The sequence below is a fragment of the Desulfovibrio cuneatus DSM 11391 genome, assembly GCF_000430005.1.
GTDB classification, from domain to species: domain Bacteria; phylum Desulfobacterota; class Desulfovibrionia; order Desulfovibrionales; family Desulfovibrionaceae; genus Frigididesulfovibrio; species Frigididesulfovibrio cuneatus.
This window is the reverse complement of record NZ_AUCY01000012.1, coordinates 39,617-62,657: the sequence shown is the minus strand read 5'-3', so window position 1 is coordinate 62,657 and position 23,041 is coordinate 39,617. Positions and strand designations below refer to the sequence as shown.

Sequence of the window (23,041 nt, the reverse complement as noted above, 5' to 3'; positions counted from 1 at the left end):
CCGTTTGGCTACGTTATTCGCATTATTTATCTCAAACAACATACGCATGAAGAGTGTTTGCTCTTCATGCGTATGTTATTTGAGGAAATTTTTTTATAATAAAAGCGTAGCGACAAAGCCAATCGGAAAAAGTCAGCGTTTCCCTAACTCATAGTGGTGGAAGAGTAAAACTGGAACAATGTCATCTCAGCAGATTCAGAACTGGGGGAGGTCTGTTCCAGCATAACAGGAAAGCCATGGGCCACAAGGGTTTCTTCCAGCATAACCGGGCCTGTTTCCACGCACCCAGCAGAAGGCATCGCCGGGGAAACAGCCATAAGGGGCACTTCTTCCCCTGGGCCGCCAAGCACATCGCCCATGGCGGGCAGCACCCTCACTGCCGCAGGGGGGTCATTGTCATCCTCCGCCAAAGGGAGCCCTTGTAAGTCTTCAAACAGCAAATAGGTGGGGGACTGCAACAAACTTTCCAGAGAATCGTCATATTCCCCGGACCAACCTAAAATATCCCGCGAGCTTTCCCCACCACCAGCAAGAGAAGACACCTCCTCCCATACAAATTCTGGCATGGAAACACCCGTATCCACGGAAGGGTCATACAACACATCTTCCGTGGGCGTTACGCTTGCCATGCTGCCTGCCAGGCTTGCAGTGGGCGCAGGTTGCCCTGCTCTGAATACGGCACCGTATTCAGAAGCCTCCGCACTGGCAGCATTGGAAAGGATTATTTCTTCAATCTGTGTTTTCATAGTATCCACTAGAACAGTTCAACTTTGAAGCGTTATACCCATTGCTAAAGCGCACCTGGAAAATTTCACGTTACATGCAGTTTTCATGAAATAAAACCACATGCTTCGCAGGTGTCCGCCTTGCGCCCGCCGAGCAATTTCAAAGTGAAATCGCGTTAATACGTTGGGTTTCCGCATGTATTCACCATACCCCAAAAGCTATGTTGCATATGCTACAAATGCATTGGGATATATTGTATCCAGCCATGCAACAAAAACATTGTAACCAACTGAATGTATTGCATATTCAAAAAACAGGAAAAAACACTTTTCCCTATTTCCGGCTGTATTTCTATACTAATTGTATATGAGCAAAAGGTGTTACTGTCAAGGGGAAGCAGGAACTTTATGCACGCACTTACAAAAAAAACATACACTTAGTCTGCTTAGAAGCTGCGGCCCAGCACCCTTTCTCCACTACCTATCCCCCTTGGTGCCAAACCAGTGCTGGGCCCTGCGCACTACTGGTTCCAGGTTTCCATTATCCACGGCATCCAGCACGTTGCGCATAGCCTCCAGGGCATACCCCATTTCCGGGTTGGCCTTGATAAACCCAATAAACATATTGGCATCTTCTGTCATTTGCTTGCGGCCCGCTTCAATACGCCTGCGAAAAGAAGGGGTAATAAACGGCATTATGCCGGGCAACTGGTCTGCCACGGTGGCAAAATAAATGGCGTTGGAAGCAAAGTTCAGGGCCTGGGCAAACCCCACGCCCCTGTCGTGTTCTGCCGCTGTGGTGCGAAACACCCGGCAACCAATACCTGTGAACAACGTTTCTACCAGTTCCACAGCCGTTTCAGGGGTTCCTTCCCCCGGTGTAACAGCCACCGCCAAATCTTTTTTGGTGGCCACAGGCCCAAACAAGGGGTGTGTGCCCACCACAGGCCCATTATGGGCCGCACACATGGCCGCCAAAGGCAGTGTTTTTACGGAACAAACATCCGCCAGCACCTGGTGGGGCTGCAAAAGTGGCACAAGCAAGGCCAGTACGTCTGGCAAGGCATTGGTGGGCACGCACAGCATAACCACCTCTGCCCCCAATACAGCAGCGGCAAGGGCGTCTGTATCTATATTCACCTGCAACAGGTTTATGTGGGGGTCTTCAGTGCTTTCGGTATTACGGTCAATACCCACCACACTATGCCCGGCTTGCTGCCACAAGGCGGTAAACATGCGGCCCATGCGCCCATGGTGCCCAATAATGCATACACGCACAGGCCTTGCACATGAAACAACGGAAAAACAGGCGTAAGGGCTCATTCTTTGTGTCTTTTCCCGGTAAAAAATGGCATAACAGGCAAATGCCCAAGCTAGCATAACACAATCATTGTAAAGAATGCCCTGTCATTTCATCTTTTGTCAATTACCCCGTGAATATTTTATCATTTTATTTCTTCAACACTCTTTGATGTTATGGCAACAGAATACAGCAAGGCCAAGCCACCACTTGAAACCAATGGCTTCCTGCTGTATGCATAAGGAAGTTTCCATTTTTATGATTTCGCCTAACCACAGGACTTTTATGCAGCGCAGCAGCTATCAACGCCTTCTTGGTATTTTGTGCAGTGTGTTAGACACATATTCTGCCTGTCTTTTCCTGCCTGCCGCCCCCCATGAAGGGGAAAAAGGGCAACAGGCCTTCCAGCTTGCAGCCCATTTCAGCCTGGGGGAAAAAATAGATACCGATGCACTTGTGGCCCAGGGGCGTGGGCTTGTGGGCTGGATCTTGCGGAATGCAGAACCATTGCTTGTGGTGAACTTTGACCAGCGCCAAAACCACCTTGGGTATTATAACGACAACGAGGAACAGCACATAAAAGCCTTTATGGGTTGCCCCTTGCCTGGCGAGGGCGGTGCCTTGTGTGTAGACAGCAAGCGCCAGTATTCTTTTTCGGAAAAAGACCAGAAAATGCTGCACCTGTTTGCCGACCTCATCAGCCGCATGCAGGCAGAAGATGGCACACTGGAAAAATACCGCTCGGCCCGTAAATATTATGCCGCTTTACGCATGATATACACCCTGCGCCACCACCACACCCGGTGGGACGATTTTTTGCGTTCATTCTTAAGCCTGCTGGCCTCTGTTTCCGGCTTTTCCTACTGTTCCCTGTTTACCCTGGACCAGCAAGGGCAAAGCTATTCTGTGGAGGGGGAAAACGTTACCCTGCTGGCCCAGGGCGATGCTTCTTTCCCCATTGCTGCCGGGGTTGCGGGGTGGGTTTTCCGGCATTCTTCCCCGGTGGTGAACTGCGCCGCCCACATGGGGGCAGACCCCCTGCTGGTAGGAAAAACAGAGGGTGTGCCCACCTTTCAAACCATTTATGCCCTGCCCCTTGTTATTCACCGCAAAACACGGGCCGTGCTGAGCCTTGCCCATGAACACCCCCTGGAGGTGGAAGACCACCTGAAGGAATTTGTGAACATGGCTGGAGAACATTTGGCCCTGTTCCTTGAAAACCTGTACGTGAAAGACCACTTGAAGCGCTTGCACAGGCAGGCACAGCAACCAAACAGCTAGGAAACTTGCACGGCAAGAATTAGGCCCTAGTGAATCGTGTTATTTTCTGATATCCTCTTTCTCACACTGTTTCACATCCACGCATTTTCACTACAAAATGAATTTGGCCCACTCCTACTAACTACCAGAACTGAGAACCATATGTTCCGGAAACTCTTAGAAATGTTCGGCGCGCATCTGGCCATGGACCTTGGCACCGCCAACACGTTGCTGTACACACCGCAAAAAGGTGTTGTTCTGAACGAACCTTCTGTAGTGGCCCTAGATGCAGAAAAGGGAACAGTGCTTGCCGTGGGCCGTGAAGCCAAGGAATTTCTTGGCAGAACCCCAAAAACCATTCGGGCTGTGCGCCCCATGCGAGATGGTGTTATTGCTGACTTTGAAGTCACCAAAGAACTCATCTCTTTTTTTATTCGCAAAGTTATCATGGGGTTCAGCCTGGCCAGGCCAAACATTGTCATTTGCGTTCCCACAGGCATCACCCAGGTGGAAATGCGGGCTGTTATTGAAGCCGCCCAGCTTGCCGGGGCAAGCCGGGTGCGACTTATTGAAGAACCCATGGCTGCCGCCATTGGGGCAAACCTGCCCATTCACAAGCCCCTTGGCAACCTGGTTATTGATATTGGCGGGGGCACCACCGAGGTAGCCCTTATTTCTCTTTCCGCTGTGGCCCATGCGGAATCGCTTCGTGTGGCGGGCGACGCCATGGATAGTGCCGTAAAACGGTATTTTCAAAGCGAACTTCAGTTATACATAGGCGACAACATGGCAGAGCGGGTAAAAATTGCCGTTGGTTCTGCCTACCCGCTGCCAGAACAGCTTATTGTGGAAGTGGCAGGCAAAGACGTGGTAACAGGCACCCCGCGCACCGTTAAGGTGACCGATGGACATATCCGCGAAGCCTTAACCGAACCTGTACGGGCAATTTTGCTTACCCTCCATAAAACACTGGAAAAACTTCCGCCGGAGTTGGCGGCTGACGTGGGGGAAAACGGCCTGCTCCTGGCGGGCGGCGGGGCGCTGCTTAAAGGCCTTGATACCCTTATTCACAAAAGCACAGGCATTAGTGTGCTGGTGGATGACGACCCCCTCACCACTGTGGTGCGCGGCACAGGCCGCACCTTGAGTGATTTGAAGCTGTACAACAGCGTCTTCATCAATTAGGGAAACGCTGATTTATTCCATAAAGATAACACCCATATGCCCTCCTCTCCTTCTGCCTTTGCCTCCCCTGCCCTGTTAGCCCAGGTTGCCGCCATTGTGCAGCAGTCTGGCGAAATCATTCGCCGCCACAACGCTGCCCCGCGCACCATTCGCTACAAGGGGCGCATAGATCTGGTGACAGAAACGGACCTTGCGGTGGAAGCTTTTTTGCACACCCACTTGGCCCCTTGCCTGCCGGAAGCTGCCTTTTTGGCGGAAGAAAGTGCCCAAAGCCTGGAACTGCCCGCCTGCTGCTGGGTTATTGACCCAGTGGACGGCACCACCAATTTTGCCCACGGCCTGCCCCTGGTGGCTACTTCCGTTGCCCTGTGGGCACACGGGCAGGTGCAGCTTGGTGTAATAAACCTGCCCCTGCTGGGAGAATGCTACACAGCAGTGCGCGGCGGCGGAGCCTGGTGCAACGGTGTGCCCATTGGGGTAAGCAACGCTTCGGAAGTGCATAAATCGCTTGTGGCCACCGGGTTTCCTTACACTGTGCAGGAAGAATTGCCGCTTGTTATACAGCGTCTTCAGGCTATTTTACCCGCCACACAGGGTGTGCGGCGGTGCGGTGCGGCAGCACTTGATTTAGCCTGGGTGGCCTGTGGCAGGTTTGATGCCTTTTATGAGCATTGCCTGAAGCCGTGGGACATGGCCGCGGGCTGGTTGCTGGTGGAAGAAGCAGGCGGCGTGGTGACTGCCTGCAATGGCACCCCCATGTGCCTGGAAAATGGGGAGATTCTCGCCGCAGCACCGGGTGTGCATACAAACATACAGGCCTTGCTGGTGCATACCAACAAGTAAGGATCATGAGCCAGGGAATTATAGTGACGTTCATTGGGGGACGCTGCACAAGGGCTGTTTCCCCAATCCCCCAGCCCTTTGCAAGGGACGTGACACCCCTTGTACCCCCATTTGCGTTTACTGTTCCGAAAAGCAAGCACGAATGGTTGCCCCAAGGGCGTCATGCCCGGTAATATCTCGTTCATTAAAATTCATGCCTGTACAATTTTTCACTGGTATCAATGGTTTTACAGTCATTTTCGTCCAAGATTCTTGCCAAAATTGAGAAAGAATTTTTACTTTATGCAATGGTCTCCATATCATAAAACGACACGCTCCGCAGGTGGCCACGTTGCTGCCACCGAGCATTTTTAACGTGAAATTGCTCTAGATAGTAGAACCTGTATTTATTGAAACATTGAATGTGATGTGGTATTCGTTATTTGTCATGTGTATGCATTGTATCAAGCATGACAAGACTCCTTTTTTTGCAATGATTCTACACTATGTGAAAGAGTATCCGCAAGGCACGGTTCATGGCTTGCTGTGGCATTGTCTTTTCGTGTGTCATAAGGAGAACCCATGGCAAGGCCCCCAGCCACACCATCTACCCGCAACCATGCTCTTTGGGGAGCTTGGGTCTTTGGCATACTGTGTGTGTTGGCCCTGTCTTGTGTGTTTCCTGTTACAGGCATGGTGGCAAAACACGCTTCCAGTGCAAAGCAGTACATGGAAGGTGAACACCTGCACCTGGATGCTTACCCGGCCCTGGTGGCACCAGCGCAGCAGGCCCCGGGCAAGGCGGTAAACAAGAAACAGATGCGGGAGAAGACGCAAGACCTCAGCAACAGCCCCATGCCCCTGAACAGGTATTGGGGGGTTGAGGAAAAGCACCAGTATACCCCGGAGCAACTTTTGGCCCTGGCAGATGCCTTTCCTTCTGCCCTGCAACTGCGCGAACGGTATGACCGCCTTGCCCAGGTGCCGGAAGACGTTTCCCATTTGAGAGAGACTGATGCATCCTTCCAGTATGCCCTGCGCCGCATTGCGGAAAAAGATTCATTGCTGGACAAGGTGCTGGTCACGGAAACTTTAGGGAATCAGTTCAAGTACTTTGCCGAGCCCAAGCACACGGAAAATGGAACAACACAACAGGAAGACTACTGGATGTTGCCCAGCGAATTTTTGAACCCAAAATACGGGGGGGCCAAGGGGGGCGACTGTGAAGACTTTGCCATGTATAAGTTTGGTTTGCTTCTGGAAGCGGGCGTTCCTGCTGCCCAAATGCAAATAGTTGCGGTGTACGCCCCTACCAAGGAAGGGCTTATTGGCCATGCCGTGCTAATGGTGCAAGACCCGAAAGAGCACGTTATGTATGTGCTGGACAGCCTGCGCGTGCTGGGGCAAACTCCAGTGCATTACAACACAACGTATATGCCCATTTTTGCCATAGGGCCTGCATCTGTAAGCTTGTTTGCCTCTTCAGACACAAGGAAGCCATAATGCGTGCATTGTTCTGTAGTCTTATTTTGGTGTGCCTGCTGCACACCCCCACTTGGGGGGCCACTCCCCTGTGGTTGCAAACCCTTCCGGCAGACGCCCAGCGCACAGGCTACACCCAGCATGTGTTCCCTTTGCCCCACAGTGTAGGGGTCATTATTAATGGCAATTTTGAAAGCCGGCCCCTGTTCCGCCTGAACAACCAGGGTTTGCTTGTGCCGGGCATGATTCTGAACACTGCCCCGGCCCGGCAGGTGGTGGTGGGGGAAAACAGCATTCTGCTGTGCAACAACAACTTTATTTTGAATCAGGAAACGGGTGTTTCACTCTTTTCCACTAGTTATGAACCCATTGCCACTGTGGCAACTCCTTTTACCGAAACGGCTGGCACCTTTGTGCACACTGCCCCAGGCAAGGTTTTTTTTGCCCTGGCAGGCACCCGTGCAGATGGCACCAATGAACTGTGGGCCATTGATGCACAGGGGCAGGTGCTGTGGCGCAAGCCCAGCCTTGCTGGCACAGACTACACGGCCAGCTTTGGCATAGGCCAGTGGCAACATGGGCTTGTGCTGGCAGCAGCGCACAGGCACAGGGGGCTGGAACTGGCTCTCTTTTCCCTGGAAGGCACGTTGCAGCAGGTAGTGCCAGTGCCGCAATTTCCTGCCACAGTGCGCTACCCGCAGGTTATTGTGCCCACCCTGTTTTTTGGCGATTTCATGCTTACAGCCGGGTTTACCAGCGACAAGCAGTTGCGTGTGGGCCTTGTGCATTTGCCTTCCGGCGTAACCCGCCATGTGGACATTCCTACAGAGGCAGATGCCGCAAATTTTTTGCGCTTGGTGGGCCTGAGCAACACCGAGGCCGCCATTGCCCTTGGGGATTCTTTGTATGTCATACAGGCCCCACACGGCAGCATAACCCGCACGCCTTCCCCCCTGCCCAAGGCCTTTTTGGTGTGCCTTGCCCCCCTGCCCAACGGCGATATAGCCCTGGGGGGCAGCCTGCAACTGCCGGAAGCGCCCTGGCCTGCCCCTTTTGTGGCCCGGTTTACACGCAAAGCCCTGTTGCCCCCGGAACAAGCCATGCCCGTTGCCACCTGGCCTGCCATGCCCCAAGAGCCGACCAAATAAAGTAGTTATTTGGGGGTGGGAAAAAGGAAACAGGCGCAAGAGAATAGTATTCCCTTGCGCCTGTTTTTCTGCAACTCCTATAGAGAAATAGGCTGTCTAAGCTAGAAAAATAACGGAATAAATCAGCGTTTCCTTAGGGGACCATGGGGGCAAGACGTAGCCCCGTTTCCAAGGGCAGTCCGGCCACAAGGTTGGCGCAGGCCACTGCCTGGCCGGAAGCGCCACGGCACAGGTTATCAATGGCACTCACAATAATCAGGCGTTTGGTACGTTTATCTACCACCAGCCCAATGTCGCAGAACATGGTGCCGCGCACGTTCTTCAGTTCCGGCAGTTTACCCAAGGGCAAAACCCGCACAAAACTGTGGGGGGCATACGCTTCTTTGTATGCGGCATGTACCTGTTCTACTGTGGTGCTGTCGTTTGCCAAGCGGGTGTAAATGGTGGCAAGAATGCCCCGGTTTACGGGTAACAGGTGCGGGTTAAAGGAAAGGGTAATGGGCACTCCGGCCACAAGGGAAACTTCCTGCTCAATTTCAGGGGTGTGGCGGTGGGCTGCCAGGTTGTAGGCCCGAAAGGTGTCGGAAACTTCACAAAACAAGGTGCCCACGCTTGCCCCGCGCCCAGCCCCGCTGGTGCCGGATTTTGCATCAATCACAATATCATCGGGCTGTGCAAGCCCTGCTTTAAGGGCAGGGTACAGGCCCAGAATGGAGGCAGTGGGGTAGCACCCCGGGTTTGCTACCAAGCGTGCTTTGGCAATGTCTGCGGCATACAGTTCCGGCAGGCCATACACCGCTTCGGCCAGCATGGCCTGTTGGGTGTGTTCCACCTTGTACCATGCTTCATAGGTGGGAATGTCACGCAGGCGGTAGTCTGCTGAAAGGTCCACCACGCGGCACCCCTTGTTCACCAGTTCTGCCCCCATGTTCATGGCAGCACCATGTGGAATGGCAAGGAACACAATGTCGCACCCGGCAGCAAGCGCTGTTGGGTCTGGTTCGCAAATAACCAGTTCCCCGCAGGGCAGGCCCTGGGTAAAGGGGTAATGCTCGTCCAGGCGGGTGCCTGCTTCTTTACGGGAAGTAACCTGCACCAACTGCATGCGGGGGTGCCCTGCCAGCAGGCGCACCAGTTCCATGCCCGTGTAACCCGTTACACCCACAAGCCCTACCCGAATTGTCTGTTCTGCCTTCATGGCAGCTCCTTTATGTCTGTTGAGAAAGCACTGTCGTTCCGTTCCACGGCCTGGTGCAACTCTAGCAAGAATATCTGCTGACTTTCGCACCACGTGGGAGGGTCAGCGCAAATGTGTTTCCTTCGTACATCGTTTGGTAAGTAGCCTTTAAAAAACGCGTAGTTATTTCGTTTGACAAGGCGCGAGCTTTTTTTGAAACGGCGGCTGGACTCTTCGGTCCTGCCCCGTTTCAAAAAAAGTGAAGCAACGCCGCCAAACGGAATAAATCAGCGTTTCTATCGTTTTACCACATACTTCATACGCAATTCATACAAAAGGCCGTTCATGAGGCGCTTTTCATCTTCATCCAGGCAGCTTTGTGTTTTTTCCTGGAGCATGGAAAGAATATCAATGGTGTGTTTTGCCAGGGCAATGTCTTCTTCCATTTTTCCGCTGGAGGGGTCTGGCGCTTCCCCCAGTTGTACCAGAGCAGAAGAGGCCAGGGAGAGAATGAAGGTGGAGAACGTGGGCATGGGCATAATAGGTGAATACCCCATATTGCCCTGGCCTTCGCTGGTGTTTTCCGTGGTATTTTCGGAATGGTCTGTCATGGGAATTTCCTTATTTGGCAGCCGGTGCTTAAACCAGGGTAATGGGTTCCTGCAACGCAGTGTGGTAGGCCACCAGGCCCTGTTCCAGGTAGTCACGGCAGGAAATAAACCCGCCAAGGGCTACATAGGAGGCAGCCAGGGCATGCAGCCCGGCCAAAATGTCGCCATAATCCACCCAGCCCATGTGCCCAAAGCGCACCATGCGGTCTTTCATGTGGCCCTGCCCTGCGGCAAAAATAACACCATGCTGGCTGGTGGCATGGGCCACAAGGGTGCTGGCATTCATGGCTTCCGGCAGTAAAATGCTGGTAACGCCCCAGGCAAAATGGGTGGGGGCATACAGGGTAAGGCCCATGGCCTTCACGCTGGCACGTACCATGCGGGTAAGGGCCCACTGCTTGCGGTACACAGCTTCAAGCCCTGTTTCGCGGAACATGGCAAGGCTTTCCCGCAGGCCCACAATAAGACTTACCGGGGTGGTGAAATTTGTTTGGTTTTTCAAACAATTTTCACGTTCAGCCAGCAGGTTGAAATAGAAATTGCACGGGGGCACGCCTTCTGCCTTTTGCCAGGCCCGGCCTGAAAAGGCCAACAGCGCAAGGCCAGGGGGCAGCATAAGGCCTTTTTGGGAGCCCGTAACCAGGCAGTCAATGCCCCAGGCGTCCATGGGGCAGGGGGCAATGGAAACACCGGAAATGCCGTCTACCACCAACAGGGCCTTGCTTTCACGGGTTATGGCGGCCACTTCTTTTACCGGGTGCTGCACCCCGGTGGAAGTTTCTGAAAGCTGCATAAGCACCCCGGAAGCTTCCGGGTGGGCGGCAAGTGCTTTTTGCACAGCTTGCGGGGCAACCCCTTCGCCCCAGGGAACAGTAATGACCACTACATGAATGCCGTGCATACGGCAAATTTCAGACCAGCGTTCGGCAAAGCGCCCAGCTTCCACCACCAGTACAGTTTCACCCGGCTGGAACAAGCCTGTCACGGCGGCTGCCATGGCCCCGGTGCCGGAAGCGGCCATGGGCAGTACCACTTGAGTTGTGCCAAAAAGTTCTTTCAGGCCTGTTTGCACCTCGCCAAACAGGGCTTTAAACTGCGCCTTGCGGTGGTGAATCATGTCGTGGGCCATGGCAAGGCGCACACGTTCAGGCAGTGGGGTGGGGCCGGGGGTGAGCAAACGCGGTTTATTGAGCATGTGGGTGGTCCTTTCCGTATTTTTTTCAATAGTACAAAAAGAAACGCGCTTCTTCAACCCACACAGGCTCTTTGCCCCCAAATTTATGTGAAAAAAATGCCCTGCTGTGGTTGCAGCACGGCCGGCATGGAAGCGCAGTGTAATGTAAGACCATTGCAAAACTATGTTTTGCGTGTTTTTTCCATAGTCTTAAGGTTGTAATGCTCTGGCAACCGCTTTTGCAGTGACCAGAGCATTACAAGGTGGTAAGAAATCACGGAAAAACCAAAAATTTCTCTCTGTTCTACCAGCGTGACTGGTTGCGGCCCTGAATGCCGCCAGCAACACCACCAAGGGCACCACCCACGGCAGCCCCGGTGCCCACACTGCCACCGGAAATGGCGGCAATGCCTGCCCCGGCACCAGCGCCAATGGCTGCGCCGCTTAAGGCACCTTGCTGGGTTTTATTCATGTTTGTGCAGCCTGCTGCGCCAAGGCAAAGCCCGCCAGCCAATAAACAGCTTATAATAAATGCTTTCATGGTATTTCTCCTCTCAATAAAGACCATTGCAAAACTACGTTTTACGTGCTTTTTCCATCATATTTCCCTCTGCCTGCGCAGAGCGAAATATGGCCTAAGTCACAAAACACACTCATTTTACAGGAAAATTAATTTCCTTTACTCGTGCTTTTTGGAGCGTCTTCCCTGCGGGAAGTCGCTTTAAGACTATTATGCAATAGTCTTAAATATGGTCTTGTTGCCTGCAACAGGGGGTATCCGTTTGTATGTTGCGCAAGTAGCAGGGGATTATTTTCCTTTTTTAGCGGCATCTTTTGCAGGCTGGGCATACAGGTACCACAGCACTTCCACTACGGGCCTGTTCATGTCTTGGGGCTTTGCCTTGGCGTGTGCGTCCAGCACATTAATCAAGGAATCCAGGGTTTGCCCGTTCAATCCATGCATCCAGGCACTGTTCAGGCTTTTGTCAAAAGGCAGGGGCTTGCGGCCATCACGCCGTTGCCATTCTTTTTCCAGTTCCAGCATGGTCACCATGCCTGCCAGGAAGGCCTGCTTTTCTTCTTTGGTGGAAGCTTGCCAGTGGCGCATTTGCACCACGGGGGCGTGGTCTGCCCGCAATTGCGGGGTTGCCCCGGCGCTGTTTTGTGTTTCCGCCGCAGTGGGTGCTGCCCCTGCTGCGGGCAAGGGGCTACAGAGCAGGGCCAGGGCTGGCAGTAAAACCAATAATGATTTCTTCATGGTGTCCTCCTGTAGTGGCATGGCTGCGGCCAGCGCAGGTACATGCCGTTTGGGTAGTGTGTGGCGAATTGGGTACAAGAGCAGAAGGTAAAACAAAAGCGCATATAAGAGCGTATATTTTGAATAGGATACTCCTTTTCTTGTGTCTCGTCCATGTGTTATTGTCTATTGTCCTGCGGTTCCTTTATTTCGCCGCGCCGGGCAAATACTTTGTGCCGGGTTATCGGGCCTTTTTAGGTGTGTCTGTTGAAACAATCTGTACTCATTGTATCAAGAGAACCAAGAAGTATGCGTGTACCTTGCCCTTTTGGCTCTTTCGGTATACCTTTCACCATGGTTGACAACGCCGGAAGCAATTGCCTTCTCATTTTTCCCGGCATGGCCAAAGGACGCAAGGCCCCACCCATTCACCCAATTATACAGGAACCGGGCTCAGGTTATGATTACAACACATCTTTCTTTGTATGTAGCTGCTGACGTAGAACAAATGGCAGAACAGGCCGCACTCCTTATGGTGGAACAAAGCAAAGCCGCCATTGCAGAGCGCGGGGTGTTCTCCCTGGCCATTTCCGGTGGGAAAACGCCACTGCCTCTTTTCCGCCTGTTATCGCACCCGGACTGGGCCACCAAAATAGACTGGGCCAATACCATGGTATATTGGGTGGACGAGCGCTGCGTTTCCATTGAAAGTGAAGAAAGCAATTACCGTGCAGCACGGCAGGAGCTGCTTTCCAAGGTGGAAGCCACCCGTTTTTACCGTATGAAAGGCGAAGAACACCCTGAAAAAGCCGCCCTGGATTATGAAAAACTGTTGCAAGACCACTTTTCCTTGAAAGAAGGTGAACTGCCCCGGTTCGACTGCGTCATTCTTGGCGTTGGCTCAGACGGCCACACCGCTTCTTTGTACCCTGGCGACCCGGCAATGGCAGAAAAAAAACGCCTTGTCATGGACGCCTATATTCCCAAGCTGAAAAAAAGCCGCCTTACCATGACCCTGCCCGTGCTGAACAACTGCCGCTGCTGCGTTTTTCTGGCTTCCGGCAGGGAAAAGAACCACGTGCTCACCACCGCCCTGAACCTGATGGCTGCCCCCATGCTGCCAGCCCAAATGGTACGCCCGCACAACGGTAAACTCTGCTGGATTATTGATAATACAGCATACCAGGGGTAAGCAGGCTATTTTTGCCTTCTTTGCTGTGGCCCAAAGGCGCGTTGTGTGTGCCTTTGGGCCATGGTGTTTCCTCCACTTTTTACCCGTGCCCCCGTACACACCCCCCATTTGCCCATGAACGATTTTTCTACCATTGCCCAGGAACTTGCCATTGCTCCACAACAGTGCGCCGCAGTTGCCGCCCTGCTGGACGAAGGGGCCACCATTCCCTTTATTGCCCGCTACCGCAAGGAAGCCCACGGCTCCCTCGATGAAGTAGTCATTACTGCCGTGCGCGACAGGCTTTCCCAACTGCGCCAGTTGGCAGAACGCAAAACAGCCATTCGGGCCTCCCTGGAAGAGCGCGGGCTGCTTTCTGCCGAACTTGAAGCGGCGGTGCAAGGGGCCAGTACCATGGCACTGCTGGAAGACATTTACCTGCCCTACCGCCCCAAGCGGCGCACCAGGGCCATGATGGCACGGGAAAAAGGGCTGGAACCACTGGCCCTTGCCTTGCTGGAGCAGCAGGCGGGCATGCAGCCAGCCGAGGCTGCCCAGGCCTTTGTGGATGCGGAAAAAGGGGTGGCCAGTGTGGAAGAAGCCCTGGCCGGAGCGCGGGATATTATTGCCGAACTGGTGAACGAAAATGCCGAAGCCCGCACTGCCATGCGGGAACTGTTCTTGCGCAAGGCCTTGTTTGCCAGTACGGTTACCAAGGCCAAGGAAGAAGAAGGGGCCAAGTTCCGCGATTATTTCCAGTGGGAAGAACCTGCGGCCCAGGCTGCCGGGCACCGGGTGCTGGCCATGCTGCGCGGTGAAAATGAAGGGTTTTTAACCCTGAAAGTGCAGCCAGAGCCAGAATTGGCCCTGAACGCCCTGTGCAGCCAGTTTTGCCGTAATAGTTCCCCGGCAGGGCAGGAAGTGCGTGCTGCTGTGGAAGACGGCTACAAGCGCCTGCTGGCCCCTGCCATGGAAACGGAACTGCGTAATACCTTGCGGGAAAAGGCGGAAAAAGAGGCCATTGGCGTGTTTGCCCGCAACCTGCGCGGCCTGCTGCTGGATTCCCCCCTGGGGCAAAAGCGGGTGCTGGCTTTAGACCCCGGTTTCCGTACAGGCTGCAAGGTGGCCTGCCTGGACGCCCAGGGGAAACTGCTGCACCATGATGTGGTGTATATACTGAGCGATAACCAGCGGGCAGAAGCCACCAGCAAGTTACAAGCCCTGGCCAGCCGCTTTGGGGCAGAAGCTATTGCCATTGGCAACGGTACTGCCAGCCGGGAGTCGGAGGCATTGGCCCGCGGCCTTGGCCTGAGTATTCCCATTGTGGTGGTAAGCGAAAGCGGTGCGAGCGTGTATTCTGCTTCCGAAACAGCCCGCAAAGAATTCCCTGACCTTGATTTGACAGTGCGCGGGGCCATTTCCATTGGGCGCCGCCTTATGGACCCCCTGGCTGAACTGGTGAAAATTGACCCCAAGGCCATTGGGGTGGGGCAGTACCAGCACGACGTGGACCAGACCACCTTAAAGCAAAGCCTTACCGATGTGGTGGAAAGCTGCGTGAACGCTGTGGGGGTAGATGTAAATACCGCCAGCGCCCTGCTTTTGGCCCACGTTTCCGGCCTTGGGCCTTCCCTTGCCACCAACATTGTGGCCTACCGCGACGCCAATGGCCCTTTCCGCCAGCGTAAAGACTTGCTGAAAGTGCCACGCCTTGGCCCCAAGGCCTTTGAGCAGGCCGCCGGATTTTTGCGCATTCGGGGCGGGGAAAACCCGCTGGATGCTTCTGCCGTGCACCCGGAATCGTACCCCGTGGTGCAGCGCATGGCCAAAAACCTGGGTTGCACCCCTAGCGATTTGGTGCAGCAGGAAGAAACACGCCGCAAGCTGCGGCCTGAAGAGTATGTGGACGACCGCTTTGGCCTGCCCACCATTACCGATATTCTGAAAGAACTGGAAAAGCCGGGGCGCGACCCCCGTGCGGCCTTCAGCGCCTTTGCCTTTAATGAAGCCGTGACCACCATGCAAGACCTGCAACCGGGTATGCGCCTGCCCGGCATTGTCACCAACGTCACCAATTTTGGGGCCTTTGTGGACATTGGCGTGCACCAGGACGGCCTTGTGCACATCAGCCAGCTTGCTGACCAGTATGTAAGCGACCCACACACCGTGGTTGCGGTGCGCCAGGAAGTGTTTGTGACGGTGCTGGAAGTGGACGCCCCGCGCAAGCGCATTTCCCTGACCATGCGCACGGGCGAAGGCGCTGCCCCCCGCGGGGAAGCTGGTGGCCAGCAAGACAGGGCACGGCAGCCGGAACGCCCGCGCAGGCCGGAACAGCACGGCCAGCCGCAACGCAAGGGTGACCAGGGCAAAGGGCATGCCCGCCCCCCGCAGGGGGGCAGGGATGAGAGCCGCAAAAACAGCCAGCAGCGCCCAGAACAATCTGGCGGCGGCGGGTTTAACAACCCCTTTGCCAGCCTGAAGCGCGGGTAGGAAGCACAGCGTTATTCTGCATAAAAACCAAGGCCCTGCAAAGAAATTCTTTGCAGGGCCTTGGTTTGTTTACTTGTGCGGCGTGCGATTACCCGCGTTTCAGCTCTTCAATGAGGCGTTGCAAGGCGTTCACTTGGCCTTCAAGGCCTTCCACTATTTCCGCTGCGCTTTGCATGGCTGTGGCGGTTTGGCGTGAAATGCCGGAAACTTCTTCCACGGCCTGGTTAATAAGGGTGCTTGCGGCAGATTGTTCTTCCACGGCAGTGGCTATTTGGCGCATTTCATGGGCTCCGCCTTCCACCAATGAGGCAATGTCCTGCAACAGAGAATCAGAACTATGGGCGAGTTCTGTCAGTTGGTCCACGCTACTGCTCACGCTGTCTACATGCTGCATATTGCTTTTGGTGCCAGCTTGAATGCGGTTTACGGCGTCGCCCACTTCCTTGGTGGCGGTCATGGTTTTTTCCGCCAGTTTGCGCACTTCATCGGCTACCACGGCAAAGCCGCGTCCGGCTTCCCCGGCACGGGCCGCTTCAATGGCAGCGTTCAAGGCCAACAGGTTTGTCTGGTCGGCAATTTCCGAAATAACATTCAAGATTTGCCCGGTATTTTCAGCAAGCTGCCCAAGGCTGCTCATTTCTTCTTTGAGGGAAAGCGACTTTTGCTGCATGCCATTAATGCCAATGGACATGTTCTTTACGGTGTCGCGGCCTTCCAGGGCACGGCCACTGGCTTGCCCGGCAACCTGGGCCGCATTGGAAACGTTGCGGGCAACTTCCAGCACGGTTGTGTTCATTTGCTCCATGGCTGAAGCTGTTTCCATAATGCGGTGGGCCTGGGCTTCTGCCCCGTTACTGGAGCGGGTCACTTCCCCGGCAAGGTCGTGGGAAGCAGCGCTCACCTCGGCCATAATGCTTTCAATGCGGTTGGCGGCCTGCACCATGCCTTCTCGCTTGGCGTTTTCGGCAGCCAGGCGGGCAGCATCTGCTTCTTTCATGGCAACCCTGGCAGCTTCGGCCTGTTTTGCGGCTTCATCTGTTTTTGTTTGGGCTGTGGTTATCATGTTGCGCAGTGCGCCCACCATGGTGTTCAGTGCTCCTGCCAGTTCTGCCACTTCATCGCCAGAAGTAATGTGCAGCTTGCCTTCAAGGTTACCTGCGGCAACCTGCTTGGCAAAATTGGTGGATTGCAGAATGGGCTGCACTATGGACCTGGCAATAAAGGCAAAACACACGCTGAGCAACACAAGGAAAACAAGGGTGATAACTAGAACAGAGCCCACAACAGAGCGTTCGGCTTGTTCAATTGCGGCCCGTGGTTGCCCAAGGAACAGCATGCCCACGGCTTCCCCGGTGGGGGTAAGCAGCGGCCAGTATATGGTGTCGTAAGGGGCACCAAGAATGGTGTTGCGTCCGGTAAACGTTTGTTTTTGGGTCAGCACACGGTCCAGCACTGCTGCGTTGTCCATTGCTGTGCCCACAGCCCGTTGGCCATTTTGCATAATGGTTGTGGCTATGCGGGTGTTCGCTGCAAATACAGTGGCTTCCGCCCCAAGGCGCTGCTTGATGCCATCCACAAAGTCGTTTTCGCCCAGGTTGTACCCGGCAATGGCTACCCCAAGCAGTTTGCCATTATGCTGAATGGGAACGGCAGCGCGCATGGCCAGCTTCACAGTTCCCCCGGGTTCCATGCTTACGCTGGTTCTGCCTTGCAGCGCTTCTTGCACCACATGCAAATTTTTCACGGAATTGTCTTGGGTGGCCGTGTGCCCAAGGGCCAGCACGTTGCCTTGTGCATCAATAATGGTTACCAGGTGCACGCCCCGTTGCCCCACCAATTCTTGGGCAAAAGGCACAAGCGCAGCCCCATTGCCACTTTCAAGGGCTGTAATAGTGGCACCCCGTTCTGCCACTAGGCGGGCGGCAAGCAGAACACGTTTTTCCATGTCTGCCAGTTGGCTGCTAACTGCCTGCTGGTTGCCTGCCAGTTCCTGGGCTGCCTGGGCATCAAACCCGGCACCAACGTAATAGTACACACCAAAGGCAATGCTTGCTGCTAATATAATCAGGCCCAGTACAGGAGCCACTGCTATTTTTACGAGTAAGTTAATGCGCATTTCAAATTCCCCTCATTTATATTTTTCCTGGCCAAACATGAATGCGCTTATTGGTGCCCATTGTTTGGCTGGGGAGTATGTTAATGGTGGCCAGCAGCTTTTGTGGTAATGAGGTCAATAACTTTCGTACTTAGGGCCTGCAGGTCCGGTTTGGCAAACTGGGCGTCTGCCCCCACGGAAAGGCCTTTGTGCTCCAGCTTTTCCGTAATGAGGGAAGAAAAGAGGGCCACAGGCAATTCTTTCAGAATTGGGTCTTCCTTGATGAGGCGGCACAAGGTAAGCCCGTCCATGCGAGGCATTTCAACATCGGTCACCACGGCTTGTACAACGTCTCGCAGGGCAATGCCTTCATCCAGGACGCGCTGTTTATAGCGCATAAGAATGTCCCAGGCTTCTTGCCCGCTGGTGGCCTGCACCACCTTAAAACGTTCGCTTTTTTCAAGCATACGCTTTACCAGGGCACGTATGCTGCCGGAATCGTCTGCATGCAAAATGACGTATTCTGAATCAAGCGCCGTTTTGGGGGCGAATTCAGCCAGTTTAATAGCCAGGGCAGGGTCTATGCTGGCCACCACATTTTCAAGGTCCACCATAAAAATAACGCGGCCTTCCAGGCGAATAACCCCGGTTACCGTGTTTTCGCTCATATTTTGCAAAAAGCCACCCGGTTCTTCCACTTCGTTCCAGTTCAACCGGTGAATACGGTTTACCCCGGAAACAAGGAAGGCCGTGACAATGGAGTTGAACTCTGTAACAATAATTTTGGCATTGTTTTGGTCAATGGCCCCCTTCATCAAATATTTGCCAAGGTCCACCAGGGGAACAACCTTGCCGTCGCGGTGGGGGAATGCCCCCATAACGGCAGGGTGGCGCATTTGTGGCATGGAAGTAACGGGCTGGGTACGAATTATTTCAATAACCTTGGCGACGTTTACGCCATAATGACCACGGTACCCTGGTTCATCAATGTAAAACTCAACAATTTCGAGTTCGTTGGTGCCTGATTCAAGCAGAATATTATTGTGCGACATGGGTGTTTCCTCTAGCCATATGGTTATGGACGTCAGCCAAAGCTGTTTCTTTTGTCCAATGCTTTCTGGCTAAAAAGCAGGAGAGCATTGGGGCTATTTTGCTTGCAAAATTGCCCGTGTAGCGTGTTGTTTGTGGTTGCAGTCACCTCTTATTGTCTCACCTTTTGCGGAACGCTTGGCAGAGAGCAAAAAAGATAGCCGGAAAGTAATATCTTGTGTCATTCATATGTATCGGCCAACCCTGTGTTTTCATTTAGGTCAAATAGCGAACATTATGGGAAAAGCCAGGGTGCACCTTCTAACACGTGCCCAATTGTTCCATGGTGCTCATGCCACACCTGCTCAATGCCTCCGGCTACAAATCCGGAGAGCATTGGGGCTATTTTGCTTACAAAATTGCCCGCGTAGCGTGTCGTTTGCCTTTATAATCACCTCTTGTTGTCCTCTCTTTTAAGGTAATGCTTGGCAGAGAACAAAAAGATAGCTGGACAGTATTGATACCTACTGTGTTCTCAAAACAGAGGGTAAAGTACAACATCAACGTGGTGCACCATAAAAGACATACCATGTGGAAGAGAGGGGGGAGGTAGTGAAGAACGTATAGAATGATACGCCACTTTTAGGCAATAAAGAAAGAGAAAAAAGTGGCAATTTTGTGGAGCTTCCACAATAAAACCAGCTAATCGCTGGTGAAAAAACACAAGATAATGGTATGAATTTGTGCCTGGCATATTCTGGCACAAGGGGAAGGTTGGGTAGCCATGGTAAAAGTGTGTGCCAATTATTTTTCTGCTGGTGTGAAAAAATACGTGCTGGGGGCAAGTGTTCCCCTGAGAAAAGACGTGCAGCGGTGATTGCCAAACACAATGTATTTACTTTTTTGGGACACCTGCATAAGCTTGGGTAACTCTTCGCGCAGGGTGAAGCAAAATCAAGACCATTGCAAAACTACGTTTTGCGTAGTTTTGCCAACAAAAGTGGGACAATATTGCATAGACGGAGTGGATAACGCCATGACAACACACAGTGGTTCTACCCTGGTGGTGAAGCTGGGCACCAGCGTGCTAACGCAGGGTACCCGCAGCCTGAACCAGGCCCATATGATGGAAATTGTGCGCCAATGTGCCGCTGCCCGCCAGCAGGGGCACCGTATTATTATTGTTACCTCCGGGGCCATTGCAGCCGGGCGCGAACACCTGGGCCACCCTGTGCTGCCCCAAACGGTTGCCTGCAAGCAACTGCTTGCCGCAGTGGGGCAAAGCCGTCTTATTCGGGTGTGGGAAAACTTGTTTGGTATTTATGGCCTGCACGTGGGGCAAATGCTGCTTACCCGGGCAGACCTGGAAGACAGGGAGCGTTTTTTGAACGCCCGCGACACCTTGCGCGCCCTGCTGGAACACGGCATTGTGCCGGTTATTAATGAGAACGATGCGGTGGTGACCTCGGAAATACGGGTGGGCGACAACGACACCCTTTCCGCCCTGGCAGCGGTGCTTGCCGGGGCAGATGCCCTTGTGCTGCTTACCGACCAGGAAGGGCTGTTCACCGCCGACCCGCGTAATAACCCGAGTGCCCAGCTTATTCCTGAAGTGCCTGCCATAACAGAAGATATTTACCGCCTTGCCGGGGGGAGTGTTTCCGGGCTTGGCACAGGGGGCATGATTACCAAAATTCAGGCAGCGGAAATTGCCACACAGGCGGGTATTCCTGTGGTTATTGCCCCAGGGGCAAACGCCAAGGTTATCCCTGCTGTGCTGGCAGGCCAAAGTGTGGGCACCCGGTTTTTGCCCTGCAAGAACCCGCTGGAGTCGCGCAAGCTGTGGTTGTTCGGCCCGCCTGCTGCTGGTAGCCTGCATATTGATGCAGGGGCATCAAAGGCCTTGCTGGAACGGGGCAGTTCCTTACTGCCCAAAGGTATTACCGGGGTGGGCGGCACTTTCGCCAGGGGTGAAGTGGTGCGTATTCTTTCCCCGCACGGGGCAGACATTGCCCACGGCGTTGCCTGCTATAACAGCGACGACATGCAGCGCATCAAAGGCCTGCATTCAGAAGGTATTGCCGCTGTGCTGGGCTACGATTATGGCCCTGTGGCTATTCACCGGGATGATTGTATTATTCGTTCCCGCAATGCCGCAGATACAGAGAATTTATAAGTTAACGAGAGGGCATCATGGAAACAAACAGACTGCTAACCATGGGGCAAGCGGCCAAAAACGCCTCCTATGCTTTAGGCGTGTGTGACACCGCTGCCAAGAACGACTTGCTGCGCAGCATTGCCAAGGCATTGCGTCAGGCAGAAGGCCCCATTTGCGCCGCCAACCAACAAGATGTGCAGGAAGCCAGGGAAAACGGTATGGCCAGCGCCATGCTGGACCGCCTGCTGCTTTCCCCCCAGCGGCTGCAAGCCATTGCGGCTGATGTGGAAGTCGTATGCAGCCTGCCAGACCCCGTGGGGAGAGTGCTGGATGGCGCCGACCTGGGGCGCGGCCTGAACATGGTGCGTAAACGTGTACCCCTTGGGGTGGTAGCGGTAATTTACGAAGCCCGGCCCAATGTCACTGTGGACGTGGCCACCCTGTGCCTGAAAGCGGGAAACGCCGTTATTTTACGTGGCGGCAAGGAAACGCGGCGCACCAATGAAGCCTTGGTGGCGGTGATGCGTGGGGTGCTGGCAGCCCATAACCTGCCGGAAGATGCTGTGCAGGCCATTACTGACCCGGACAGGACTTTGGTGGGTGACTTGCTGCGCCTTGACCGCTATGTGGATATGGTTATTCCCCGTGGTGGCGCTGGGCTGCAACGCTTTTGTCAGGAGAACTCTCTTATTCCCGTTATTCTTGGGGGTATTGGGGTGTGCCATATTTTTGTGGATGCAACGGCAAAGCAGCCAGAAAGTCTTGTTGTACTGGAAAATGCTAAAGTACAGCGCCCCAGCGTGTGTAATTCTGTGGAAACGGTACTGGTGCATGCGGGTATTGCCGAAGAATTTATTCCCCGCATGGTGGCATACCTGGGCGCGCTTGGCGTGCGTTTTCATGCCACGGCGCAGGCCATGCCTTTTTTTGCGCCCGGCACAGCAATTCCTGTTACGGAAGAAGCCCTGCACAGTGAATGGCTTACCCTTGATGTAAACGTACATGTGGTGCCTGGCTGTGAAGAAGCGCTGACCCATATTCGTGCCTATGGCAACGGGCATTCCGAGGCCATTCTGACGGAATGCATGGAAACGGCCCACCAGTTTGTGCAAGGGGCAGATGCCGGTGCGGTATTTGTGAACGCCAGCACACGCTTTAACGACGGCGGGCAGTTTGGCCTGGGGGCCGAAGTGGCGGTGAGCACCCAAAAATTGCACGGCCGTGGGCCGCTTGGGCTGGATGCGCTGACAACGTATAAGTGGATTGCCCAGGGGAACTATACCGTTCGGTAAAGTTGACAGAGGGGGGCTGGGGGACGTGACGCCCCTTGCCCCCCCATTTGCATTTACTTTCCCGCAAAGCGGAAAAGTAAATGCTGATGCGGGTTCCAAGGGCATCATGCCCTTGGCGGAGGGGGTTGGGGAGGCAGAGCCTCCCCAAGAGAAGTGCAACAATTTCACTTGTGCAATGGCCCCTAAAAAACAAAAAGCACTGTATGGGTTGCATACAGTGCTTTTTGCGTTGCAAGAAAACAGACTAGTTGGCTGTTGTATTCCCTGCCGGGGAGGCTGGTGTGGCAGGGGTAGCCGGGGCTGCGGGTTGGGCAGCCGGGGGAGTAGCACGGAAGGGGTCTTGCTTTACCATTTCAAGAATGGTGGAGCTGTGTTTGAACTTGGATGAGCTCAAAATATTATAGCCCAGCGAAGTTACCAGAAAAATAATGGCTGCAAAGGTGGTAAGCTTTACCAGAATACCGCCAGCGCCAGAGCTGCCAAAAAGCGAGGTGTTGCCCCCACCAAAAATGACGCCCATGCCTTCCTTGCCAGACTGCAAGAGTACAAGGACAATAAGGAGCACACAAATAACAATGTGGAGTATCAGAACCATTTTTTCCAAGGGGCTATCCTCTTGCTGGCAATGGGTGGTGCAAAGGCGGTGGTTGCCATGGGGCAATTGGCACACAATGCGTGGGCAGGT

Annotated in this window: 19 protein-coding genes; 9 read left to right on the top strand and 10 right to left on the bottom strand. The window is 54.0% G+C overall.

Annotated elements, in window-relative coordinates; genetic code table 11:
* Positions 1-143 precede the first annotated feature (143 nt).
* Positions 144-746: a hypothetical protein gene (locus G497_RS0102470; RefSeq protein WP_027186961.1), complete on the bottom strand. Its 603-nt coding sequence runs from the start codon at positions 744-746 to the stop codon at positions 144-146.
* A 456-nt stretch (positions 747-1,202) separates the two neighbouring features.
* Positions 1,203-2,105 (bottom strand): prephenate dehydrogenase, encoded by a 903-nt coding sequence (locus G497_RS0102460; protein WP_051257749.1) that lies wholly within the window; start codon positions 2,103-2,105, stop codon positions 1,203-1,205.
* Between the two features lie 178 nt (positions 2,106-2,283).
* On the opposite strand from G497_RS0102460, the gene G497_RS0102455 reads away from it, so the two are divergent.
* The 5 genes from G497_RS0102455 (at position 2,284) to G497_RS0102435 (ending at position 7,922) form a co-directional block, all read left to right on the top strand.
* On the top strand, positions 2,284-3,306 hold the full coding sequence (locus tag G497_RS0102455) for a GAF domain-containing protein (RefSeq protein ID WP_169726958.1): 1,023 nt from the start codon (positions 2,284-2,286) through the stop codon (positions 3,304-3,306).
* Between the two features lie 141 nt (positions 3,307-3,447).
* A complete protein-coding gene (locus G497_RS0102450) occupies positions 3,448-4,470 on the top strand; it encodes a rod shape-determining protein (protein WP_027186957.1) in 1,023 nt (340 codons plus the stop codon).
* 36 nt (positions 4,471-4,506) lie between these two features.
* Entirely contained in the window at positions 4,507-5,313 is an 807-nt protein-coding gene (locus G497_RS0102445; RefSeq protein ID WP_034636263.1) for an inositol monophosphatase family protein, read from the top strand.
* A gap of 561 nt (positions 5,314-5,874) precedes the next feature.
* The gene (locus tag G497_RS0102440; protein WP_027186955.1) at positions 5,875-6,795 is read left to right on the top strand and encodes a transglutaminase-like cysteine peptidase; all 921 of its coding nucleotides are present in this window, start codon (positions 5,875-5,877) and stop codon (positions 6,793-6,795) included.
* Positions 6,795-7,922 carry a hypothetical protein gene (locus tag G497_RS0102435; protein ID WP_027186954.1) on the top strand — a complete coding sequence of 376 codons (1,128 nt, stop codon included), beginning with the start codon at positions 6,795-6,797 and terminating at the stop codon, positions 7,920-7,922. Before G497_RS0102440 ends, G497_RS0102435 begins: the two co-directional genes overlap by 1 nt.
* Positions 7,923-8,055: 133 nt before the next feature.
* On the opposite strand, the gene argC is transcribed toward G497_RS0102435, so the two are convergent.
* The 5 genes from argC to G497_RS16310 form a co-directional block, all read right to left on the bottom strand.
* Positions 8,056-9,120: an N-acetyl-gamma-glutamyl-phosphate reductase gene (gene argC / locus G497_RS0102430; protein WP_027186953.1), complete on the bottom strand. Its 1,065-nt coding sequence runs from the start codon at positions 9,118-9,120 to the stop codon at positions 8,056-8,058.
* Positions 9,121-9,395: 275 nt separating this feature from the next.
* Positions 9,396-9,656, bottom strand: a complete 261-nt coding sequence (locus G497_RS0102425) for a DUF1844 domain-containing protein (RefSeq protein WP_027186952.1) — start codon at positions 9,654-9,656, stop codon at positions 9,396-9,398.
* 82 nt (positions 9,657-9,738) lie between these two features.
* Positions 9,739-10,905 carry a pyridoxal-phosphate-dependent aminotransferase family protein gene (locus G497_RS0102420; RefSeq protein ID WP_027186951.1) on the bottom strand — a complete coding sequence of 389 codons (1,167 nt, stop codon included), beginning with the start codon at positions 10,903-10,905 and terminating at the stop codon, positions 9,739-9,741.
* 283 nt (positions 10,906-11,188) lie between these two features.
* Positions 11,189-11,425, bottom strand: coding sequence for a YMGG-like glycine zipper-containing protein (locus G497_RS0102415; protein ID WP_027186950.1), 237 nt, complete (start codon positions 11,423-11,425; stop codon positions 11,189-11,191).
* Positions 11,426-11,692: 267 nt separating this feature from the next.
* Positions 11,693-12,142 carry a hypothetical protein gene (locus tag G497_RS16310; RefSeq protein WP_034636261.1) on the bottom strand — a complete coding sequence of 150 codons (450 nt, stop codon included), beginning with the start codon at positions 12,140-12,142 and terminating at the stop codon, positions 11,693-11,695.
* A 439-nt stretch (positions 12,143-12,581) separates the two neighbouring features.
* Between G497_RS16310 and pgl the strand changes: the two genes are divergently transcribed.
* Positions 12,582-13,313, top strand: coding sequence for a 6-phosphogluconolactonase (gene pgl, locus G497_RS0102405; protein WP_027186949.1), 732 nt, complete (start codon positions 12,582-12,584; stop codon positions 13,311-13,313).
* A gap of 114 nt (positions 13,314-13,427) precedes the next feature.
* A complete protein-coding gene (locus G497_RS16305; RefSeq protein ID WP_084515922.1) occupies positions 13,428-15,782 on the top strand; it encodes a Tex family protein in 2,355 nt (784 codons plus the stop codon).
* Between the two features lie 88 nt (positions 15,783-15,870).
* On the opposite strand, the gene G497_RS0102395 is transcribed toward G497_RS16305, so the two are convergent.
* Together G497_RS0102395 and G497_RS0102390 are read right to left on the bottom strand one after the other, a co-directional pair.
* Positions 15,871-17,898, bottom strand: coding sequence for a methyl-accepting chemotaxis protein (locus tag G497_RS0102395; protein WP_027186948.1), 2,028 nt, complete (start codon positions 17,896-17,898; stop codon positions 15,871-15,873).
* Positions 17,899-17,978: 80 nt separating this feature from the next.
* The gene (locus tag G497_RS0102390) at positions 17,979-18,929 is read right to left on the bottom strand and encodes a chemotaxis protein (protein WP_027186947.1); all 951 of its coding nucleotides are present in this window, start codon (positions 18,927-18,929) and stop codon (positions 17,979-17,981) included.
* A 1,013-nt stretch (positions 18,930-19,942) separates the two neighbouring features.
* On the opposite strand from G497_RS0102390, the gene proB reads away from it, so the two are divergent.
* Positions 19,943-21,082 carry a glutamate 5-kinase gene (gene proB / locus G497_RS0102380; RefSeq protein WP_034636259.1) on the top strand — a complete coding sequence of 380 codons (1,140 nt, stop codon included), beginning with the start codon at positions 19,943-19,945 and terminating at the stop codon, positions 21,080-21,082.
* A 17-nt stretch (positions 21,083-21,099) separates the two neighbouring features.
* Positions 21,100-22,356, top strand: coding sequence for a glutamate-5-semialdehyde dehydrogenase (locus G497_RS0102375; RefSeq protein WP_211228732.1), 1,257 nt, complete (start codon positions 21,100-21,102; stop codon positions 22,354-22,356).
* Between the two features lie 244 nt (positions 22,357-22,600).
* On the opposite strand, the gene secG is transcribed toward G497_RS0102375, so the two are convergent.
* Positions 22,601-22,960 carry a preprotein translocase subunit SecG gene (gene secG / locus G497_RS0102370; RefSeq protein WP_027186944.1) on the bottom strand — a complete coding sequence of 120 codons (360 nt, stop codon included), beginning with the start codon at positions 22,958-22,960 and terminating at the stop codon, positions 22,601-22,603.
* Positions 22,961-23,041 lie beyond the last annotated feature (81 nt).

Bases quoted from the DNA above. Each gene is read 5' to 3' on its own strand.
- G497_RS0102375 (WP_211228732.1), top strand. From the start codon at position 21,100: ATGGAAACAAACAGACTGCTAACCATGGGGCAAGCGGCCAAAAACGCC.
- G497_RS0102445 (WP_034636263.1), top strand. From the start codon at position 4,507: ATGCCCTCCTCTCCTTCTGCCTTTGCCTCCCCTGCCCTGTTAGCCCAG.
- G497_RS0102390 (WP_027186947.1), bottom strand. From the start codon at position 18,929: ATGTCGCACAATAATATTCTGCTTGAATCAGGCACCAACGAACTCGAA.
- G497_RS0102420 (WP_027186951.1), bottom strand. From the start codon at position 10,905: ATGCTCAATAAACCGCGTTTGCTCACCCCCGGCCCCACCCCACTGCCT.
- G497_RS0102470 (WP_027186961.1), bottom strand. From the start codon at position 746: ATGAAAACACAGATTGAAGAAATAATCCTTTCCAATGCTGCCAGTGCG.
- G497_RS16305 (WP_084515922.1), top strand. From the start codon at position 13,428: ATGAACGATTTTTCTACCATTGCCCAGGAACTTGCCATTGCTCCACAA.
- pgl (WP_027186949.1), top strand. From the start codon at position 12,582: ATGATTACAACACATCTTTCTTTGTATGTAGCTGCTGACGTAGAACAA.
- G497_RS0102435 (WP_027186954.1), top strand. From the start codon at position 6,795: ATGCGTGCATTGTTCTGTAGTCTTATTTTGGTGTGCCTGCTGCACACC.
- G497_RS0102460 (WP_051257749.1), bottom strand. From the start codon at position 2,105: ATGCTAGCTTGGGCATTTGCCTGTTATGCCATTTTTTACCGGGAAAAG.
- G497_RS0102455 (WP_169726958.1), top strand. From the start codon at position 2,284: ATGATTTCGCCTAACCACAGGACTTTTATGCAGCGCAGCAGCTATCAA.
- G497_RS0102425 (WP_027186952.1), bottom strand. From the start codon at position 9,656: ATGGGGTATTCACCTATTATGCCCATGCCCACGTTCTCCACCTTCATT.
- G497_RS0102450 (WP_027186957.1), top strand. From the start codon at position 3,448: ATGTTCCGGAAACTCTTAGAAATGTTCGGCGCGCATCTGGCCATGGAC.
- G497_RS0102440 (WP_027186955.1), top strand. From the start codon at position 5,875: ATGGCAAGGCCCCCAGCCACACCATCTACCCGCAACCATGCTCTTTGG.
- argC (WP_027186953.1), bottom strand. From the start codon at position 9,120: ATGAAGGCAGAACAGACAATTCGGGTAGGGCTTGTGGGTGTAACGGGT.
- proB (WP_034636259.1), top strand. From the start codon at position 19,943: ATGACAACACACAGTGGTTCTACCCTGGTGGTGAAGCTGGGCACCAGC.
- G497_RS16310 (WP_034636261.1), bottom strand. From the start codon at position 12,142: ATGAAGAAATCATTATTGGTTTTACTGCCAGCCCTGGCCCTGCTCTGT.
- G497_RS0102415 (WP_027186950.1), bottom strand. From the start codon at position 11,425: ATGAAAGCATTTATTATAAGCTGTTTATTGGCTGGCGGGCTTTGCCTT.
- G497_RS0102395 (WP_027186948.1), bottom strand. From the start codon at position 17,898: ATGCGCATTAACTTACTCGTAAAAATAGCAGTGGCTCCTGTACTGGGC.